The sequence below is a fragment of the Mesorhizobium sp. WSM4976 genome, assembly GCF_029625685.1.
In the GTDB taxonomy this organism is placed as follows: domain Bacteria; phylum Pseudomonadota; class Alphaproteobacteria; order Rhizobiales; family Rhizobiaceae; genus Mesorhizobium.
Window position 1 is genome coordinate 1 of record NZ_JARTVT010000030.1, and the last position, 19,589, is coordinate 19,589.

The window sequence follows — 19,589 nt, forward strand, 5'->3', positions numbered from 1 at the left end:
GCGCCGCCGACAGCGCCTTGGCGGTCTGGTCGGAGAGGGTTGCGTTGTCATGTTCGGCGATGAGGAGAATTGCCATTATTTTATCCCTGACTTTCGTCTTCGAGGCTCCCTGAAATCCGGTCAGGCCGAGCCGAAAACGGTTGGTTTCGAGAACCGGAGCGGAGCGTACATCCGTACGTGAGCACCGGAAGGGCAGAAGCCAGCCGTTTGCAGGCCGGCCTCATCGGATTTCCTTAGAGCACGCCGGCTTCGTTCTTGAGCTTCTTGACGAGCTCGGCCACCGACTTCACCTTGACGCCCGCCTTGCGGCCACCGGGTTCCTCGGTCTTGATGACCTTGAGGCGCGGCTTGACGTCAGCGCCGAAGTCGGCCGGGCTCTTCTCGTCGAGCGGTTTCTTCTTGGCCTTCATGATGTTGGGCAGAGAGGCATAGCGCGGCTGGTTGAGGCGAAGGTCGGCGGTGACGATCGCAGGCATCTTCAGCTCGACGGTCTGCAGACCGCCGTCGACTTCCCGCGTCACCTTGGCCTTGTCCCCGGCGAGCTCGATCTTGGAAGCGAAGGTGCCCTGCGACCAGCCGAGGAGTGCGGCCAGCATCTGGCCGGTCTGGTTGGAATCGTCGTCGATCGCCTGCTTGCCGAGGATCACCAGGCCCGGCTTCTCGGCCTCGACCACGCCCTTCAGCACCTTGGCGACGCCGAGCGGCTCGGTCTGCTCGTCGGTCTTGACCAGGATGGCGCGGTCGGCGCCCATAGCGAGCGCGGTGCGCAGCGTCTCCTGCGCCTGCTGCGGGCCGACCGAGACGACAATGATCTCTTCCGCCTTGCCGGCTTCCTTGATGCGAATCGCTTCCTCGACCGCGATCTCGTCGAACGGGTTCATCGCCATCTTGACGTTGGCAAGCTCGACGCCCAGTCCGTCGGCTTTCACCCGGACTTTGACGTTGGCATCCACAACCCGCTTCACGGGCACCAAAACTTTCATCCCGGCAATTCCTTCCAATCAGGCCGCCGCTAGCGCTTCGTGTAATGCCGCGACAATCTTGTTCACGTCGCTTGTGGTGATCACGAGCGGTGGGGACAGGATGATGTTGTTGCCTGATACGCGGATCATGACCCCGGCCTCATAAGCCTTCTCGAAGACGAGGCCGATGACCTTCTTGTCGATAGGCTTCTTCGTGGAACGGTCGGCGACCAGTTCCAGCGCCACCATCAGCCCTTTGCCGCGTACATCGCCTACCACTTCGTGCTTTTCCTTGAGAGCCAAGCAACCGGCAAGCAACTCAGCGCCGCGCAGTGCAGCATTGGCCGGCACGTCCAGCTTTTTTGTCTCCGACAGACAGGCAAGTGCAGCGGCAGCCCCCACTGGATGCGCCGAATAGGTGTAGCCGTGGCCGATTGCACCAAATGCTGTGGCGTCATTCTCAAACGCGTCGACCACCTTCTCCGAGATCATCACCGCGCCGAAGGGGAAGTAGCCGTTGGTAATGGCCTTTGCCATGCAGGTGAGATCGGGTTTCACGCCCCAAAGACGAGAGCCTGTCCAGGCACCGGTGCGGCCGAAGGCGGTTATGACTTCGTCGGCGATGAGCAGGATGCCGTGCCTGTCGCAGATTTCGCGCACTTTGGGCATGAAGCTCTCATGAGGAGGGATAACGCCGCCCGCACCCAGAACGGGCTCCATGATAAACGCAGCGATGGTGTCAGCACCCTGGAAGACGATCTCGTCCTCAAGCGCAGCGGCACACAACTCGGCCAGTCTTGCCGGGTCCGTCTCGTTGAATGGATTGCGATAAAGATAGGGCGACGCAATCTGGAAGCAGCCCGGCAATAGCGGCTCATAGTTGCGGCGGAAATTGGTGTTGCCATTTACCGAAGCCCCGCCAAAATGCGTGCCGTGATAGCCTTTCTTCAGGCTCAGAAACTTGGTGCGGTCGCGCTCGCCGCGGATCTTGTGGTACTGCCGCGCTAACCTAAGTGAGGTCTCTACGCTGTCGGAGCCGCCGGACGTGAAGAAGCTGCGCACCAAGCCGTCTTGTTTGAACCATTCGGCGAGTTGATACGAGAGTTCGACCGCAGATCCCGTGGTGGTGCCGCGAAAGGCAGAGTAATAGGGAAGCGCGTTGAGCTGGTCGGCGATCGCCTTCTTCACGGGATCGCAGGAATAACCGAGATTCACGTTCCACAATCCGCCGACTGCATCGAGCGTCCGGTGGCCCTCGACGTCGGTCAGAGTCACGCCCTCGGCCCCAACCAGCACTTTGGGCGGGTGCGCGCGCATCTCGGCTGGATGCGCCATCGGATGCCAGAGATGTCGGGCGTTATTTTCCTTCAGAAAGTTGCTGTCATGCGCCACCATCTCAGTCCTCCGTCTTTGCGCTCAGCCCTAGGAGCCGAAGCGCTTCTGAATAGCTTTCCGCGGGCCGGCGCACGTCGAACTGGATAGCCTTCATTCCGACAGACAACGCCCCGCGCACGTTCTTCAACTGGTCATCAACGAAAACGCATGCGGCGGGTTCGAGCCCGAGCGCGCTCGTCACGGTCCGATATGCGCGCGAATCGGGCTTCAAGATCTGCGTGTAGGTGCCGTCGACGATGACGTCGAAGTCGGCCAGAAAGGGCAAACGCTGGCGAAAATCGGCGCCGTAGAAGAGGTCGAGTTCGTTGGACAGAATGCCGAGCTTTTTTCCAGCAGACTTTGCTTTTTCGATCGCGGCCAACGCCTCCGGCCTGATGACGGAAGCCGGATCGTCACCGCGTACCCGTCGTAGGAACTGAGGCAGCGTCGTCCAGTCCTCTCCTACCAATTGTCCCGTCTCAGACGCGCGACGATACCAATAGTCGCGCTCCGATATCTCGCCTGCTTGCATGGCACGCCAAATCGGATCGGTCCCAGGATCGAACGGCCCCAACCAGTCGAGCGTCCCGACCGGAAGTCCAAGAGCCGTCTCGCTTTGCCGGTGCGTCTCGAACAATGTCCTGGAGATCACGCCGCCAAAGTCGAGCACGAGTGCGCCAGGACGTTGTCTCATGCCGCGGGCCCTTTGTGAGTTTCAAGAAATCCCGAGGGTGGCACGGCCCCCAGGGCCCGCGTAATATCGACGGCGGCTTCGGTCACAGCAGCGGCGACACGGGCCTCTAGCGAAGCAGTGATACGCGAGGCGACGCACGCCACCGCCACCGTCGCCGACGCGAACCCCGTCCAGTCAAAGATTGGGCACGCAATGCCTATAGTTTCCAGCTCAAAGCTCTTGGCAGATATCGCATATCCGCGCTCGCGAATCCGGACGAGTTCAGAACGCAATTCCTTCGGATCGATGACGGTGTGCTGGGTATGAGCCCGGAGTTCACCGGCCGAAAGCGCGGCCTCCACTGCCTCATCTTTGGCGAATGCCAGATACGCCAGTCCAGATGCCGTCGCGTGGTAAGGAAGCGGCTGGGAAGGGTCCACATAAACCCGGGTGGCCCGCTGCGGTGCGACAATGCTGACCGTCGTAAGCGCCTCTCCGTTTGGCACTGACGCATGAGCCGTTTCTCCTGTGGCCTCCGCCAGATTCTCAAGTGATGGCTGGATGACCGTGACAAACGGGAAGGACGCCTCGCGGACCCTTGCGAGCTTCAAGACAGTCGTGCCTATGCGAAATTTCTTGGTTTTGGGATGCTGTTCGACGAAGCCGCCGCGCATCAGGCTGTTGAGCAACCGCAAGGTGGTGGTCTTGTCGTGCCCAGCTTCGCGAGCCAGCTCGCTCAATCCCCACTCTGGATCGGCAACCGTGAAGAATTCCAGCAAGATCAAAGCTTTGTCGACAGTCCCCATGGTCTTACTCATGAAACCGTGCTCCGCCCATCACTTTGACCGCGACCGCCGGTCGGGAGAAATGACTCTGTCACAGATACTCAGCCTTGATTTCGTCCCAGAAAACGGGCGAGCCCGACACCCAGTATCAATGCGCATCCGTTGATCAGATCGTTCACATACACGTCAGCACCGGCAAGGTTTAGCCCGCTATTGAGGGTGGCAAGGAAGAAAACAGCCACAATCACGCCGAACACATTATAGACGCCCGGCTTGATCGACGCTGCGCTCAAGAAGGCTGCGGCCAGCGCAGGCAAGGTGAATGCCTCTCCAACTCTAGGATTAGCCCCACCAGTCCTCGCCACTTGCAGAAACCCGGCGAGCCCCGCAAGCAATCCTGCCAGAACGAAGGTGCGAAACAGGATTCGGTTAGTGTTGATTCCAACCAGGCGGGCAGCAGACGCATTCGAGCCGATGGCGTACATGTAGCGACCGAAAGGTGTATGATACACTAGATACGCCAGAACCAACGTCAGGGCCACGAGAGCGAACATAGGCAAAGGAACGCCAAACAAAACGCCAGACCCAAATCGCGTGAGTTCAGGCGGGATATTGGTAACGATGCTCACGCCATTCGTTTTCCACACAACAATCCCGTGAATGATGATGGAGGTGCCCAAAGTCGCAATCAGCGAGTTTACACCTGCCTTGGTTATCAGCAGACCATTCACCACGCCTACACTTGCACCGACGCTCGCGGCGACCAAAAGCGCAATCGGCCACGGAACGCCAATCGACATGGCTGACGCGGCAAGAATTGATGCCAAGCCAAGATTTGCCCCTACGCTTACGTCAAATTCATTGATGATGAGTGGTGAAAATGCAGCCAACGCAACAATCGCAAGCACAGCTTGGTTTGCGATGACAATTCGAAGATTGGCGGCTGTTGGAAATGTCGCGTGCGTTGCAGGCAGAATCGAAAAGAAGATCGCAATCAACAACATCAATCCGACAAGCGTATACGCTTCGCCGTAGCGAATGATCAGCCCGGCGATTCTGCTGTTAGTTGTCCTAGACCCTTGCGTGGACATCTCGGTCACCATAGGCTCACTCATGCCGCTATCCTCATGTGGGCGAGTTGTTGAAGTTTTTCACTTGTCAGATGATCCGCGGCAAGGTCGGCAACGAAGCGGCCTCGGTTAAGGACGACCACTCGATCGCACAATTCCACCAGCTCAGAAAAATCGGAGGAGACGACGATCGCGCTCGATCCTCCAGAGACGGCATCGCGCACAAGTCGATGGATGTCAGCGCGAGCGCCGACGTCAACGCCCTGTGTTGGTTCGTCTAGAAGAAGCAATCGGGGGCGCCTTAGCAGCCAACGCCCAATTACAATTTTCTGCTGGTTCCCGCCCGAGAACTTGTTGATTGTCAGGTCCGTGCGCCGTGGACGTAGCCCCACCAGATCCGCGACCTTAGCCGTATCGTTGTGCTCGAGCTTCCTCAAAATTCGCATCTTCGACCAGTAGCGGTCGAGACTGGCTATGGAAATATTTCGGCTTACGGAGAGACTGGGAAACGTTGCATCGGCAAGACGATCCTCCGGCACATAAGCAATACCGTGACCAACCGCGTCTCCAGGACTGGCCGGACTATAGCTGGCCCCATCAAACACCAGTGTACCGGCGCTAGGACGAGCAAGTCCAAATAGGGCGCGCAGGAAGGATGTCCTGCCCGATCCAACCAGACCGGCAATTCCCAAAACCTCGCCAGCACGAAGCGTAATGTCCGCATCGACAAGGGGTCCCACGCACAAGCCCTTCGTTTCGAGAATTATTCGATCTATACCGGTCGCGGTTCCATGCTTCTCAACGATGGAAACTGAGTTTCCTGCTATGAGCTGGACCAGGATATCGTGGCTGATCTCGTCGCGAGGCAAATCTCCCACGACTTTCCCGTCGCGCAGAACGGTTACATGGTCAGAGAGATCGAGTACCTCATCGAGCCGGTGGGTGACAACGATGATGGTCTGGCCAGCGGCCGCATATCGTCGCAAAGCCTGCGCGAGACGCGCAACCTCGGCGGAGGACAGGGCTGCCGTAGGTTCGTCAAGGATGAGCAGTCCGGTCGAACTTCCCTCTTGATCCTGCAAAGCCCGCGCAATCGCAACCATTGTCTGCACAGCGGGTCGTAGTGAGGACAAAATCTGATCCGGACCCGCCTCGATGCCGAAACGGGCAAGAACGCGCTGGGCTCTTTCGCGCACGGTGGACCACGAAATCCGACCGCCCGTGCTCGTCTCATATCCCCGCCCAAGCGAGAGATTTTCTGCGACAGAGAGATGCGGGAACGTCGAGGAATGCTGGTGAACAACGTGGATCTGGTTCTTGCGCGCAAGACTGGCGGAGAAGGAGGCGGCATCAAACTGCGTGCCGCCGATGTGGATCCGGCCAGCGTCGGCGTGATCGACGCCGGCCAGAATGCGTATCAGCGTGGACTTTCCTGAGCCGTTGCCGCCAAGCAACGCATGGATCGACCCAGGCTTGACGCTCATCGACACACCGGCGAGCGCTCGCGTCGCACCATATGTCTTAACGATATCGGTTACTGTGAGAGCGGCAGCCGGCGGGTGCATCACTGTGAAATACCCCAGGCCTTCTTGAACCCGGCTATGAAGTCCGTCGAAGAGGAAAATGCTCCCGACGTTCCGGCGTTGTGATCCTTGTCGTAGACCTGTAACCCTGCGCCGGATCCGACCGGTTCCTTGTCCTGGAAGAGCCGGTTGAGCATGTCGACAGCGGAATAACCTTCCCATGCACTGGGAATGCCCACGCCGGCGGTCACTTGCTTGCTGCCAGCCCTCACCAAGTCCATGGTTGCCTGCTGACCCTCAGCGCCCATCACGATGATATCGCGACCGGAGGCCTCGATCGCCGAGCCCATCCCACTGAGGATGAGTGAATCCGCGGGCACGGCAATTCCATTCGCGTCCGGAAAGCGCAGCAGGGCCTGCTCGGCCAATTGCTGCAGTTCCGGCCCCTGCGAGGCATAGCTGAACTTGACTTCGTATACCTCGCACCCGGAGCACCGCTTGAGCTCCGCGATCGTTCCCTCGCTATTCAGTTTCGAGATAAGAACTTCGTCGCTGACAAATACGATAACCTTGGCTTTACCCTTTGTCCGGGCGATTATGTAATCCGCCTGCCACTCGCCATACTTCTTTACCCAGGAAATGACATCGCCTTCTACGTAACTCACCTCTCCGTGGAAGAGTGGCTGCTCTCCTGGGCTCGTCACACTGCAATCGGCACCCTCGATGCCGACGACCTTCATCCCGGCCTGACGGGCCTCCTCAAGGGGTGCCTTCACACCAGCGCAATCAGCGCCGGCAATGACGACGGCGTCATATTTTCCCGCGATCGCCTGCCGTATGCCGTTGCCCTGCGTGGCCGGATCATACTTTCCATCAAAAACAGTTGTCGTCCAACCGAGAAGTTTTCCCGCGTCGGTAATCCCCTGGGCTTGCGCCGCGCAGAGGCTGACGTCCTGACTGCAGGATATTACCCAGATCTTTTTGCCCGTGACTGGTTTCGGCGCACTCGTCGGGGGGCCCTGATACGTGCCCTTGTACAATTCCTCCAGGGAGGGAAAGGCGGCCTTGTCTTCTGCCCAAGCATGGGTCGCGATGGCGGTCGCGATCAGTCCGCCCATGCCGGCCAGCGCCAGCAGTTTGAAACAGGTATCTGAAATTCTCATGCATCTCTCCTCATGCTGCGGGCTTCGCGAGCCCCACTCATTCCCACACAGGCGCTAGGGTTTTCCCTTTTTGATGCGCTCGTTTTTGCACTTCCAAATATTTCTTGACACAAACCTAACCCTCTTGCAACATTATTTTCACCGTCGGTAACAATATTGAACCGATGATGAACTCGTAAACCATCGCATGCGCACCACTGGTCGGCGACGTTACGACGCCAAAGGCCTCGTCACGATTTGCGGCCGCATGGGCCAGGCAGCGTGCTGGTGATCAATGACATGGTCTAGGAAGGGGTAGCGATTGGTTAGCAGGTCCACCCAAGAGAGTATTGATGCGCTGCGCCTGAACTCCATCCCGCCGCAGGGCCTTTTCATCGGCGGGAAGTCGCATGACGCTGAAGGTGGCAAAACCCTGGAGGTGGTGTCACCGATCGATGGCCAGCCTTTGACATCGATCGCAGCAGCCGGCACCGCCGATGTGGACGCAGCCGTCAAGGTTGCGCGCAGAGCCTACGAAAAAGGCGCCTGGTCGCGCGCGGCGCCTGCCGCACGTAAGAAGGTCCTGCTTCGGATCGCCGAGCTTATCGACAAGCATGCGCTGGAACTCGCAGTGCTAGGCGTGCGCGACAACGGCACGGAGATAGCCATGGCGCTCAAGGCCGAGCCCGATAGCGCGGCCGGCACCTTCCGCTATTATGCGGAGGCCATCGACAAGGTCTATGGCGAGATCGCGCCGACGGCGGATAACATCCTGGGCCTGATCCATCGCGAACCCGTGGGCGTCGTCGCTGCGATCGTCCCTTGGAACTTTCCAATGATGATCGGCGCGTGGAAAATCGCGCCTGCCCTCGCGGCCGGCAATTCAGTCGTGCTCAAGCCGGCCGAGACAGCGTCGCTGTCGCTCCTGCGCTTGGCCGAGATCTGTGCGGAAGCGGGCTTGCCGGAAGGTACCCTCAATGTCGTGACCGGGCGCGGTGACGTAACGGGCGAGGCACTGGGGCTGCACATGGACGTCGACGTCCTCGCTTTCACCGGTTCCGGTGGCGTTGGACGCCGGCTGCTTGAATATTCGGCGCGCTCCAATCTCAAGCGCGTCTATCTCGAACTGGGCGGCAAATCCCCCAACATCGTTTTCGCCGATGCGCTGGATCTTGATCAGGCTGCAAAGGTTTCCGCCAGCGGCATCTTTCGCAATTCGGGGCAGGTCTGCGTCGCGGGCTCGCGGCTCCTTGTCGAAAAGTCGATCCATCGAGAATTCGTCGCAAAGGTAGTCGCAATCGCGGCGTCCATGAAGGTTGGGGATCCTCTCGACCTCTCGACTGAGGCCGGCGCCGTCTCAAGCGCTGATCAGCTCGACAAGAACCTGGCTCATGTACGGACAGCATTGGCCGAAGGCGGCGAACTCAGAACCGGCGGCAGCCGTATTCTGGAGGAGACTGGTGGCTTCTACATGGCGCCGACTGTACTCGACGCCGTGCGGCCCGACATGAAACTAGCGTTGGAGGAGGTCTTCGGCCCGGTTCTTGGCGTCATGGCCTTCGATGACGAAGATGAGGCAATCAGGTTCGCCAATTCCACCCGCTACGGCCTCGCCTCGGCCGTCTGGACACAAAATCTGTCACGCGCGCATCGCATGGTGCGGGCCATCAAAGCCGGCGTGGTGCATGTCAACACCTATGGCGGTGCCGACGGGACGGTTCCGCTGGGAGGCGTGAAGCAGTCTGGAAACGGCCACGACAAGTCGCTGCACGCGCTCGACAAGTTCCACGATCTCAAGACCGCTTGGATTCAACTGTGATGACGACAACCAAGGAACTCCTTGAAAAGCGGTCCAAACTGCTCGGACCGAACGTCTCCACCTTTTACGAAGAACCTGTCCATCTGGTCCGGGGCGACGGGGTCTGGGTTTGGGATGCCGACGGGCGAAAGTACCTCGACTGCTACAACAACGTGCCCCATGTCGGGCATTGCCATCCCTATGTCGTCGAGGCGATCTGCCGGCAAGCCTCAATGCTCAATACCCATACCCGCTACCTGCACGAAAATATCCTTGACTATGTCGAGCGGCTGACCGGCACCTTCGAGGGTGGCTTGTCGACCGCGATCATGACCTGCACCGGGTCCGAGGCAAACGACATTGCGTTGCGTATGGCCGAAGCGGTGACCGGCAAACGTGGGTTCATCGCCACCGACCATACGTATCACGGAAACACCACGGCGGTAGCGCACCTTTCACGCACGAACATTCCATTGACCGGGGATGGCAGTCATGTCCGTCATGTGCCAGCCCCAGACAGCTACCGTCCACTGGGCGGAGAGACCGGCCCGGCTCATGCGCTGGCCTTTGCCAACAAGGTGGCCGAGGCGATCGACGACCTGGAACGGTCGGGATATGGCTTTGCCGCGATCATCCTCGACCCCGCTTTCCTGAATGAGGGCTTTCCACGTCTCGATCCCGGGTGGCTGGATCTCGCATTGGCAGAGGTGCGCAAAGCGGGGGGCATCTTCATCGCCGACGAGGTGCAGCCGGGCTTTGGCCGCAACGGAGAGCGGTTTTGGGGCCACCAGCGTATCGGAGCGCAGCCGGATGTGGTGACGATGGGAAAGCCGATGGGCAACGGTCATCCGGTCGCAGCCGTCGTAACCACTCCAGACACAATGGCCGCGTTCCGCAATTCGTTCCGCTATTTCAATACATTCGGAGGCAATCCCGTCTCCTGTGCCGCCGCAAGCGCCGTGCTTGACGTGATCGAACACGACGGCCTGCAGGAAAACGCCCGCCTCGTCGGCTCGTATGCACGCGACGGCCTCAAGAAGTTAGCCGAAAAGTACTATTGGATCGCCGATGTCCGCGGCTATGGGCTGTTCTTCGGTGCCGAGATGGTCGTCAACCGTAAGACCAAGGTGCCCGCGCCGGGTTATGTGGCTCGCGTGGTTAACGAAATGCGCCGCCGCGGCGTTCTGCTGAACCGGCTGGGCATTCATTACAACACGCTCAAGATCCGGCCCCCGATGCCGTTCTCGAAAGAGAACGCCGATCACATGCTCGGCGTTTTGGACGGAGTGCTCGCGGACTTGGGAGCGCCTGATGAATGACCCGCGCGTTGCAGATGCGCTGGCGCTTTGGGGCCTTGAGGGTTGCCTGGTGACACTTGTCGCAGCGCGTGAGAACCAGGTTTTCCGCGTCGAGGCGCTCAGCGGACCGTTGGCGCTGCGCTTGCACCGGCCAGGCTATCGAAGCCGAGCAGAACTAGCCTCGGAACTCGCTTGGATGGCAGCTCTTGAAGGGCGCGGCGTCAAAGTACCGCGCCCGGTTCCGGCAAACGACGGCAGCCTGTGCGTTGCGGTCGCGGGCACCTTCGTCGATGTACTGACCTATCTTGAAGGCACTCCGCTGATCAAGGACGGCCAGGTGGCGCAGGACGCCGATTCTTCCGAGACGGCTTTCAGGCTGGGAGGAACACTCGCTCGGCTGCACGACATTTCCGACGAATGGAATGCGCCCGCCGGCTTTGTCCGTCCCGCATGGGACGTTGAGGGTCTGCTGGGCGATAATCCGCTTTGGGGGCGGTTCTGGGAAAACCCAGCGCTGACGCGGCATCAGGCTGAGCTGCTGACTGGGGCTCGGCGGGCTGCGCAGCGCGCCCTGTCGCGGCTTGGGCCGGACCTCGACTACGGCCTCATCCATGCCGATGCCGTCCCCGAGAACGTGTTGGTTGGCGATGGCGCGGTGTATCTCGTCGATTTCGATGATGGCGGCTTCGGGTTTCGCCTGTTCGATCTGGCGACGACCGTGAACCGCCTGCAACGACATGCGCCCGATGGCGCAGCCAGTCGCCGTTTCCTGGACGGATACCTAAAGGCCCGCCCCATCGATCTGCGACCGCTGCCGCTTTTCCGGCTGCTCAGAAGCTTGACCTATGTCGGCTGGGTGATTGCGCGCATCGACGAACCCGGCGCGGCTGCCCGCTGCACCCGTTTCATCGACGAGGCCATCAGCCAGGCGAAAACGTATCTCGAATACGCGAAGGACTAAGGAACCCAGAATGTCTGCGAGTGAGGAAAAATCAGGGAAAACGCTTCCGGAGACGGCGTCGGTCGTCGTCATTGGCGGCGGCATCATCGGCGTCTCGAGCCTCTATCACCTCGCCAAGAAGGGCATCGAGAACGCGGTGCTTGTCGAGCGCAAGACGTTGGCCTCGGGTACGACCTGGCATGCCGCCGGAATCGTCGGGCAGTTGCGTGAGAGCTCTGGCCAGACGGAGCTATCAAAATATACGGCACGCCTCTTTACCGAACTCGAGGAGGAGACCGGGCAGGCCACAGGCTACAAGCAGAACGGTACACTGCACGTGGCATTGTCCGATATCCGTTGGGAGCAGTTGCTGCGCAACCATGATCACGCGCACCGCATGGAGATCGAAAGCCGTCTGTTAAGCGTCTCGGAAGTGGCCGCCCATTACCCCTACGTAGCGACGTCGGATTTGATTGGCGGGTTTTTCGTGCCGTCGAATGGGCAGGTGAACCCGCTCGACGTAACCCAAGCCATGGCCAAGGGTGCGCGGGCCTGCGGCGCCCAGATATTCGAGAACACCAAGGCCATCCGCATTCTGACCCGCAATGGCCGTGTCAGCGGCGTCGAAACCGACAGGGGCGTGATCGCAACCGAAAAGGTGCTGCTGGCCGGCGGCATGTGGACCTCGCGCTTCGCGGCGCAGCATGGCGTCACCGTCCCGCTGCACGCAACCGAGCACTTCTACATTCTGACTGAGAGCATCGAAGGTCTGCCGCGCACACTTCCGGGCCTCGTCGTTGCCGAGGAACGGCTATACACCAAGGAGGATGCCGGCAAGCTGCTGATCGGAGGTTTCGAGGCGCGAGGAAAGAGCTGGGGCCAGGACGGCATCCCAGAAGTCTTTGAATTCGACGAACTGCCCTTCGATATGGAACATGTCGAACCGATGCTCGAGCGCGCCTTCGCTCGGTTCCCCTTCCTGGCGGAGACTGGAATCCACACCTTCTTCAACGGTCCGGAGAGCTTTACGCCTGACGGGCGTCCCTATCTCGGGCCCGCGCCGGAGATGCCTGGTCTCTTCATCGCGGCGGGAATGAACTCCAACGGGATTCTCAATGCAGGCGGCTTCGGCCTGACGATGGCTGCCTGGATCACTGAGGGCATGCCAGTGCGCGCGGTAGGTCCGATGCTGACCGCACGCGCCCATCCATTCCAGCGCAACGCCGCCTACAACGCCGAGCGTGCGGCCGAATCCATAGGGTTTCACTACGGCCTGCAGTGGCCCGGCCGTCAGATCGAATCCGCCCGGGGCATCCGCCGACTCCCGATGCATGACCGCCTGATCGCCGCAAGCGCGGTGATGGCGGAACGGATCGGCTGGGAAGTGCCGATGTACTACGACCCCTCAGGCCAGGGTTGGCCCTCCCGCCCCTCGATCGGCTGGCAGGACTGGTCACCGCTGGTCCGCGAGGAGTGCCTGGCCGCGCGGGACGCCGCCGTGCTGGTCGATCAATCCATGTACGCCAAGGTTCTGGTCCAAGGCCCTGATGCCGCACGCGCCCTCAATAGGGTATCGGGAGCGAGTATGGACGTGCCGGTGGGAACCTCCGTCTACACCCAGTTCCTCAATGCCAAGGGCGGCATCGAGGCCGACGTCACCGTTACTCGGATCGCGGACACCCAGTATCTGGTTGTCACTGGCCACCCCAGCCAGATCCGGGACCAGGCGCATATCCGTGCTCATGCCGAACCGGACTGGCGGTTCGAGGTCTTCGACGCCACCGCCGCCTATTCCCTGTTGACGGTTCATGGCCCCGCGTCCCGTCGGATCCTTCAGGCGCTGTCGGGTGACGACTTGTCTAGCGAAGCCTTCCCATTCGGCGCGGCGCGGGAGATCGACCTCGCTTTCGCAAGGGCCTGGGCGATACGCCGGTCCTTCTTCGGCGAACTCGGCTACGAACTCATGATCTCGACGGAGTTTACCGCGCATATCTACGAAGCGCTCATGCGCGAGGGCGAGACACACGGCTTGCGTCATGCCGGCATGTTCGCGATGAACGCTTGTCGCCTGGAAAAGGGCTTCCGCCATTTCGGGCACGACATTGCCGAGGAGGACACGCCTTACGAGACTGGTCTTGGCTTCGCGGTCAATCTCGACAAGGATGACTTCGTGGGTCGAAACGCCCTAGCCCGACAGAAGGCCGAACAGGGCGCGGCGACGAAGTTCCGCACCGTTGCGATCAGGCTGCGTTCCGCCACCGCGGAAGGCGGCCCGTATATTATCCATAACGAGCCCATCTGGAAAGGCGAGAAGTTGGTTGGCCACGTCACCTCCGGCGGCTGGGGGTGGCGACTCGGCGCGATGGTTGGCCTTGCTTCGGTCCACAGCGATGGTGGGGTCACCAAAGAATGGATCGCCGGCGGCGGCTTTGAAGTACAGATCGCGGGCAAGCGTTATTCGATCGATATGCAATTGGCGCCGTTCTACGACCCCACCGGCGCGATCATGCGGGGCTGAGGCGGGGATAAGGGGAAGAAGGAGGAGGAGATAATGACCGACACCAAAACCATTCTCGTCATCGGGACGTATGATACCAAGGACGCCGAACTGTCGTTCGTCTGCGACAGGATCCGCGATCTCGGAGGCGCCGTGATCTCGATGGATGTGAGCGTTCTCGGTGATCCGGAACATCCTACAGACATATCAAAGCATGACGTCGCTGCTGCCGCCGGAAAGACCATCCACGATGTTATCGAGGCGGGCGACGAGAACCATGCGATGCAGATGATGGCCGTCGGCGCGGCCGCGCTAACCGCGAAACTGTACGGCGAAGGCCGTATAGACGGGATGATCGGGCTTGGTGGCACAATGGGAACCGACCTGGTGCTCGACTGTTGCCAGGCGCTGCCTTTAGGCGTTCCGAAATACGTCGTTTCGACAGTCTCCTTCTCACCGCTCATCCCCGCCGACCGGCTCTCCCCGGACGTTCAGATGATCCTTTGGGCAGGCGGACTCTACGGGTTGAACTCGGTCTGCAAATCCTCCCTCAGCCAGGCGGCGGGAGCCGTGCTCGGTGCGGCACGTGCAGTCACACCGCCCGATCGTGAGCGGCCAGTGATCGGTATGACGAGCCTCGGCTCGTCCTGCCTGAAATACATGAAGCATCTTCGCGAACCGCTCGAGACGCGCGGATTCGAGGTCGCTGTGTTCCATGCCACCGGTATGGGTGGCATGGCGTTCGAAGCGCTCGCCCGGCAGGGCCATTTCTGCGCCGCGCTCGACCTTGCGTTGCCGGAACTGGGCAACCTTATGGTCGGGTCGGTCGTCAATGCTGGCGCGGACCGCCTCACCAATGCTGGAGCGGCCGGCATTCCGCAGATTGTCAGCCCCGGCTGTGCCGATCTGATTGACTTCGCAGGTTGGCAGGAGATCCCGACAGCTTACAAGGATCGTCCTTTCCATGCCCACAACCGTCTGATCAAATCATCGGCTTTGAATCCTGACGAGCGGCGCGCGCTCGTCCGCGACATCTCAAAACGGCTAAACGAAGCCAAGGCGCCCGTTGCGTTCCTCATGCCGCTTGGAGGTGTGGAAGAATGGGATCGCGAAGGCGGGCCCGCACACGATCCCCAAGGCCTTGCTGCGATGATCGACGAGGCGCGCCGAGCAATCAAGCCGCCGATCATGCTAACTGAGGTGGCATGCCACATTAACGATGCGGCATTTTCGAAGAAGGTCCTAGAAATTATCGATCGCTGGATCTCTGACGGGATCGTGCGGGTGGAGCGATAGAACTCGATGGATCCCCGCTACGAGATTCTGTTTCAGCCCGTGAAGATCGGACCGGTGACGGCACCAAACCGGCTCGTGTCAATGCCTCATGCCATCGGGCACAGTTACCTGATGCCGAACGGCGCCATCGGTATCCGTGAGACTCGAGCCGAAGGCGGCTGGGGCATTGTTTCCATGCAGCTCTCCGAGATCGATCCGACATCCGACCTTTCCGGCCTTCCATATGAACGGCTGTGGGACGATGAAGACGTGCGCGCCCACGCGAAGTCGAACGAACGGATCCACGCTCATGGAGCGCTGGCGTCTATCGAACTGGCCCATACGGGCATCCGCTCGCGCGGGATCTCGAACGGCTATCCGCCCCAAGGACCATCCGTTCTGCCAACGCTAAAGCCGGAGATGCCGCTGATGGCGCGGGCCATGACGAAAGACGATATCCGGCATCTGCGGCAGACCTACCGTGCCGCTGCGCGGCGTGCCAAGCAGGCGGGCTACGACATCGTTTATGTCTATGCCTCGCACGATGCATCGGTGCTCTGGCATTTCCTATCACCCGCCTACAACCGGCGGACCGACGAATATGGCGGCAGTTTTGAAAACCGGCTGCGGTTGTTCCGTGAGGTGCTGGAAGAAACCAAGGAAGAAGTCGCAGACGATATGGCTGTGGCGGTCCGCTTCGCTGTGCACGAGCTGTCGGGGCCAAAGCGCATCCTCAACACCGGTGAGGGTCGTGCCGTGGTCGAGGCGCTCGCCGAGCTTCCAGATCTCTGGGACGTGAATATCTCCGGTTGGAGCCGAGACAGTGGCACGTCTCGCTACGATCCCGAAGGGTTCCAGGAGGAGTTCACCAGCTTCGTCAAGCAGGTTACAGGCAAGCCTGTGCTCGGGGTCGGTCGCTTCACCTCGCCTGATGCGATGGTGGGCCAGATCCGGCGCGGCGTGCTCGACCTGATCGGGGGGGCGCGCCCGTCGATCGCCGATCCGTTCCTGCCAGCAAAGATCCGCGAGGGGCGGGTCGAGGATATCCGCGAATGCATCGGTTGCAATTTCTGCGTCTCGGCCGAGACAATCGGCGTCGAGTTGCGCTGTACCCAGAACCCCACGATCTCCGAGGAATGGCGCCGTGGCTGGCATCCCGAGCGCGTGCCGAAAGCGCCGAGGGCGGAGACCGCACTGATCATCGGCAGCGGCCCTGCTGGACTCGAAGCGGCATTGGTACTGGCGCGCGCCGGCCATGCGGTAACGGTGGCTGAGCGGCGCGAGGAATTTGGAGGTCGGGTTGCGCGCGAGGCGCGGATAAAGGGGCTCGCTGCCTGGGGCCGGGTCAGGGACTACCGGCTTTACCAGCTTCGCCAGATGCCTAATGTCGAACTTTATGCCGGCAGCGATCTCGACGCCGAGGCGATCGCCGAGTTTGGGGCCGACCATATCCTGCTTGCCACTGGCGCGCCTTGGCGCGGCGATGGGGCGGGGCGCACACGCCTCGATGCCATTCCCGGCTTCGTGGGCGTAGCACTGTCGCCTGATGATGTAATGGACGGCGCGCCTCTCGAAGGGTCGGTCGTCATCTATGACGACGACCACTACTACATGGCCAACGCGCTGGCCGTTGATCTCGCGGCCAAAGGGCATGCGGTCAGCATAGTCACGCCGCTACCTTCGCTCGGAGCCTGGATGTCGCAGACGCTGGAGCAGCCTCGCATGCTGGGTCAGTTGAAATCGGCGGGCGTCGAGATGCATCCCAATACCACCGCGATCGCATGGAAGGGAGAAGGACTATCGGTGTTCCGCTCCGATACCGGCGACGAGTTGCCGATGGTCGAAGGACGCACGCTGATCTCGGTCACGACGCGCCTGCCCGATCCGGCCCTGTCGCAGGCTCTCAGCGAACGTGGCGTTGCTCATCGCGTAATAGGCGACGCGGACTGCCCTGGCGTAATCCAGGCGGCGGTCTATTCCGGCCACCGGCACGCGCGGGAGATACTCGGTACGGAACCCGCAGATCGCATCTTCCGCCGTGAACGGCCGATGCTCTTCCTCTAGATGCAGGAACATCAACAATGACAGCCAAGCGGACTCCGCTCTACCATGCATTTCTCGCGCGAAACGCCCAGATGGCGGAGAAGGCGCATTTCCTCACCGCCAACGTCTTCACCGACGCAAAGACCGAGCACCGGGCCGTTCGAAACGCCGCCGGCCTGTTCGAGATTTTCGGTCAGTTCCTCGTCGAGGTCGCCGGCAAGCAAGCGGAACGGTTCCTGAACGAGACTCTGGTGGCGGAGGTCACCAACGTCGCGCCCGGCCGGGGCGTCTATTGCGGCATCCTGAATGAGCAAGGCGGCTACATTGACGATGTCATCACCTATCGTCCCGAGTCGGACCTTTTCTGGGTCGTGCCCGCCCCGCACCGGGTGGATCGCGTGGAAACCTATCTGCGCGAGCGCGGCGCGGCCTATGGCGTACACGCCGTTGCGCTCGGCTATCGCTATGTCTCGCTGTCGCTCCAGGGACCGAGATCGCGCGATTGTCTCGCTGCAGTAACTGACGCCGATTTGTCGAACACTGCATTGCCGGCGTTCGGATTGTTGACAGCGACAGTTGCGGACATTCCTGGCGTTGCCATCACGCGCACCGGCTTCACCGGCGAACTTGGCTATGAGCTGTGGGTGCCGACCGAGTACGTCGAAAGTTTCTACGACGCTCTGCTGAACGCTGGGAAACCCTTTGGCCTCGTGCCCTGCGGCGCAGGCTCGATGGGATCGCTCAGGATCGAGAAACGCTATCCGATCTGGGGCCGTGACATCGGCGAGGACACCACACCGGTCGAAGCCGGCCTCGGCTGGACGGTGAAGCCGAAGGACGCCGACTATCCCGGCAAGGCCGTCGTCGAACGTCAGAAGCGCGATGGCACCGAGCGGCTTTTGGTGTTGCTGGAACTGCCCGAGTGGGCGGCTCTCCCCGAGATGGGCGCCACGGTCACGCATGAGGGCGCAGCCGTGGGCAAGGTGACATCGGTCGCGATGGGCCATACCGTCGGCCGGCCCTTGGCGCTTGCTTATGTGAAACGCGATCTCGTGACCGATGGCCGGGTTGTGAATCTTCCTGGAGACGTGGCGGCTACAGTCCACCCCCGCGCGTTGTATGACCCTAAATCCACGCGCCCCCGCATATGACGTGGGCAGGCGTTGGCCAAGCATCGCGATGAGACAGGTAGGCCACTCGATCTTTGGCGCCATCCAACAAACGGTGACGCAATACCAAGAAGGAAGCATGAAACCATGGCTAAGCAATTCGCATCAGTCGGCGATATGGTAGAGAAGAAGATCTCCTTCACCGAGATCGGCCGCGACCTGTGGGCTTTCACTGCCGAGGGCGACCCGAACACCGGCGTCATCATCGGCGACGAGTCGGTGATGGTGATCGACGCGCAGGCCACGCCGCGACTGGCCGGCAAGGTGATCGAGAAGGTCAGGACCGTCACCGACAAGCCGATCAGCTATGTCGTGCTAACGCACTATCACGCTGTGCGGGTTCTCGGCGCTTCGGCCTATGGCGCACAGCAGACGATCATGTCGGAGAAGGCGCGCGCCATGGTCGCGGAGCGCGGGCAGGAGGACTGGGACTCCGAGTTCGGCCGGTTCCCGCGCCTCTTCCAGGGCCACGAGTCGATCCCCGGCCTGACCTGGCCGACGCTGACCTTCAATGACCGGTTGACGCTCTATCTCGGCAAGCGGCGGGTGGACCTCGAGTTCCTTGGCCGCGCACATACCGCAGGCGACATCGTCGCCTTCGTGCCCGACGCCAACGTCATGTTCACTGGCGATATCGTCGAGTACCATTCGGCCTGCTATTGCGGCGACGGGCATTTTGCCGACTGGCCGCACACGCTAGAGGCGATCCGGTCGTTCGACCTCGACGCGATCGCGCCGGGACGCGGCGACGCGCTGGTGGGCTCGGAGAAAGTCAATGCCGCGCTCGACAACACCGCCGATTTCGTCACCTCCACCTACGGGCCGGTGGCGCGGGTGGCGCAAGGCGGTGGCTCGCTAAAGGAGGCGTGGGACGCGGCACGCGCAGCATGCGATCCGAAATTCGCATCATACGCCATCTACGAGCACTGCCTGCCCTTCAACATCGCCCGCGCCTACGACGAGGCGCTCGGCATCGACACGCCGCGCATCTGGACCGCAGAGCGCGACCGGCAGATGTGGGCCGCACTTCAGGGCTAGCA

The 19,589-nt window shown here is 61.0% G+C and carries 16 protein-coding genes; 9 read left to right on the plus strand and 7 right to left on the minus strand.

From position 1 onward, the window contains the following. Positions 1-181 (plus strand): hypothetical protein (locus tag P9272_RS29215; RefSeq protein ID WP_278163211.1); only part of this gene is annotated, 181 nt, incomplete at its 5' end. A gap of 52 nt (positions 182-233) precedes the next feature. Here the strand turns inward: P9272_RS29215 and P9272_RS29220 are convergent. From P9272_RS29220 to P9272_RS29250, 7 genes are all read right to left on the minus strand, one after another. Next, positions 234-983, minus strand: a complete 750-nt coding sequence (locus tag P9272_RS29220) for an electron transfer flavoprotein subunit beta/FixA family protein (protein ID WP_278163212.1) — start codon at positions 981-983, stop codon at positions 234-236. Positions 984-1,001: 18 nt separating this feature from the next. Beyond that, positions 1,002-2,357 carry an aspartate aminotransferase family protein gene (locus P9272_RS29225; RefSeq protein ID WP_278163213.1) on the minus strand — a complete coding sequence of 452 codons (1,356 nt, stop codon included), beginning with the start codon at positions 2,355-2,357 and terminating at the stop codon, positions 1,002-1,004. 1 nt (position 2,358) lies between these two features. Beyond that, positions 2,359-3,030 (minus strand): HAD-IA family hydrolase, encoded by a 672-nt coding sequence (locus P9272_RS29230; RefSeq protein ID WP_278163214.1) that lies wholly within the window; start codon positions 3,028-3,030, stop codon positions 2,359-2,361. After that, on the minus strand, positions 3,027-3,827 hold the full coding sequence (locus P9272_RS29235) for an IclR family transcriptional regulator (RefSeq protein WP_278163215.1): 801 nt from the start codon (positions 3,825-3,827) through the stop codon (positions 3,027-3,029). Before P9272_RS29235 ends, P9272_RS29230 begins: the two co-directional genes overlap by 4 nt. 68 nt (positions 3,828-3,895) lie before the next feature. Beyond that, on the minus strand, positions 3,896-4,909 hold the full coding sequence (locus P9272_RS29240) for an ABC transporter permease (RefSeq protein ID WP_278163216.1): 1,014 nt from the start codon (positions 4,907-4,909) through the stop codon (positions 3,896-3,898). Next, the gene (locus tag P9272_RS29245) at positions 4,906-6,348 is read right to left on the minus strand and encodes a sugar ABC transporter ATP-binding protein (RefSeq protein ID WP_278163217.1); all 1,443 of its coding nucleotides are present in this window, start codon (positions 6,346-6,348) and stop codon (positions 4,906-4,908) included. The genes P9272_RS29240 and P9272_RS29245 overlap by 4 nt, the downstream gene beginning before the upstream one ends. 80 nt (positions 6,349-6,428) lie before the next feature. Then, positions 6,429-7,550 carry a substrate-binding domain-containing protein gene (locus P9272_RS29250; protein ID WP_278163218.1) on the minus strand — a complete coding sequence of 374 codons (1,122 nt, stop codon included), beginning with the start codon at positions 7,548-7,550 and terminating at the stop codon, positions 6,429-6,431. A 301-nt stretch (positions 7,551-7,851) separates the two neighbouring features. Here P9272_RS29250 and P9272_RS29255 point away from each other — a divergent pair, with 301 nt between their 5' ends. From P9272_RS29255 to P9272_RS29290, 8 genes are all read left to right on the plus strand, one after another. Beyond that, positions 7,852-9,348 carry an aldehyde dehydrogenase gene (locus tag P9272_RS29255; RefSeq protein WP_278163219.1) on the plus strand — a complete coding sequence of 499 codons (1,497 nt, stop codon included), beginning with the start codon at positions 7,852-7,854 and terminating at the stop codon, positions 9,346-9,348. Further along, on the plus strand, positions 9,348-10,646 hold the full coding sequence (locus tag P9272_RS29260) for an aminotransferase class III-fold pyridoxal phosphate-dependent enzyme (RefSeq protein ID WP_278163220.1): 1,299 nt from the start codon (positions 9,348-9,350) through the stop codon (positions 10,644-10,646). Before P9272_RS29255 ends, P9272_RS29260 begins: the two co-directional genes overlap by 1 nt. Next, on the plus strand, positions 10,639-11,586 hold the full coding sequence (locus tag P9272_RS29265) for a phosphotransferase (RefSeq protein ID WP_278163221.1): 948 nt from the start codon (positions 10,639-10,641) through the stop codon (positions 11,584-11,586). Before P9272_RS29260 ends, P9272_RS29265 begins: the two co-directional genes overlap by 8 nt. After that, on the plus strand, positions 11,486-14,083 hold the full coding sequence (locus P9272_RS29270) for an FAD-dependent oxidoreductase (RefSeq protein WP_278163222.1): 2,598 nt from the start codon (positions 11,486-11,488) through the stop codon (positions 14,081-14,083). Before P9272_RS29265 ends, P9272_RS29270 begins: the two co-directional genes overlap by 101 nt. Positions 14,084-14,116: 33 nt before the next feature. Next, positions 14,117-15,358: a Tm-1-like ATP-binding domain-containing protein gene (locus P9272_RS29275; RefSeq protein ID WP_278163223.1), complete on the plus strand. Its 1,242-nt coding sequence runs from the start codon at positions 14,117-14,119 to the stop codon at positions 15,356-15,358. Positions 15,359-15,364: 6 nt separating this feature from the next. Next, positions 15,365-17,401 (plus strand): FAD-dependent oxidoreductase, encoded by a 2,037-nt coding sequence (locus tag P9272_RS29280; RefSeq protein ID WP_278163224.1) that lies wholly within the window; start codon positions 15,365-15,367, stop codon positions 17,399-17,401. A gap of 17 nt (positions 17,402-17,418) precedes the next feature. Next, entirely contained in the window at positions 17,419-18,531 is a 1,113-nt protein-coding gene (locus tag P9272_RS29285) for an aminomethyltransferase family protein (protein WP_278163225.1), read from the plus strand. Positions 18,532-18,636: 105 nt separating this feature from the next. Then, complete coding sequence (locus P9272_RS29290; protein WP_278163226.1) at positions 18,637-19,587, plus strand: MBL fold metallo-hydrolase; 951 nt, start codon at positions 18,637-18,639, stop codon at positions 19,585-19,587. Positions 19,588-19,589 lie beyond the last annotated feature (2 nt).